Annotated in this window: 1 protein-coding gene; it reads left to right on the top strand. The window is 55.2% G+C overall.

What is annotated here, in order from left to right; translation table 11 throughout:
* Positions 1 to 155: 155 nt before the first annotated feature.
* On the top strand, positions 156 to 893 hold a 738-nt coding region (locus A3773_RS19700; protein ID WP_197462822.1), incomplete at its 3' end, for a hypothetical protein.

Genomic DNA, 893 nt, shown 5'->3' on the forward strand with positions numbered 1-893 from the left:
AGGCCGTATAAGATGATGCAGAGCGTTGGAAGGGAGAGGGTGGGAGGGAGGAGGGGAAGACGAGAGAGTAGGGTGGTGGGGTGATGGCGGAGTGGCGAGGATAGGAGGAGGAGGGGGGGGGAAGGAAGGAGAGAGAGGGGGGTGAAGGGAAGGAGGTGAAGGGTAAGGAAAATAGAGAGGGGAGAAAGGGAGAAGGAGAAAGGGGAGAGAGAGGAAAAGAGAGGGGAGAGGAAAGAGGAAAAGAAAGGGGGAAAGGGAGAGAGAAGGAGAAAAAGAGGGGGGGGGGAAGGGAGAGGAGGGAGGAGGAGAGAAAGGAAGGAAGGGGGAAAGAAAGGAAGGGTAAGGAAGAGAAGAGGAAGGGGGAAAAAAGGAAGAGGAAGAGAGAAGAAAAGAAGGGAAAGAAGGGGGGAAAGAGGGAAAGGGAGGGAAGAAGGGGGAGGGGGAGGGGGGGAAAAAGGGGAAAGAGGAAGGAAGGAAAGAGAAGAGAGAGAAAAGAGGGAAGAGAAGGGGGGAAAGAAAAAGAAGAGGAGGGGAAAGGAAGGAAGAGGGGGAGAAGGGGAGAGAAGGAAGAGGGGGAGGGGAGTGGGAAGGAAAAAGAGGGGGGGGGGAGAGAGGGAAAGGGAAGAAGAGAAGAGGGAGGAGGAGAAAGAAGGGGGGGGGAAAAAAGAAAAAAGGAGAAAAAGAAGAGAAGGGAAGAGAGGGAGAGGGAAGGAAAAAAAAGGAGAGAGAGGGGAGGAAGGGAAGGGGAGAGAAGAGGAGGAGAGAAAAGGAAAGAGGGAAAGGAGGGGAGGGGAGGGGGAAAAGGAGGAAGGGAGGAAGGAAGAGAAGGGGGGAAGGGGGGGGGGGAAGGAGGAGGGGGGGAAAAGAAAAGGAAAGGAAGGAAGGGAGGAAGG

This window comes from Neptuniibacter pectenicola (assembly GCF_001597735.1).
Taxonomy (GTDB): domain Bacteria; phylum Pseudomonadota; class Gammaproteobacteria; order Pseudomonadales; family Balneatricaceae; genus Neptuniibacter; species Neptuniibacter pectenicola.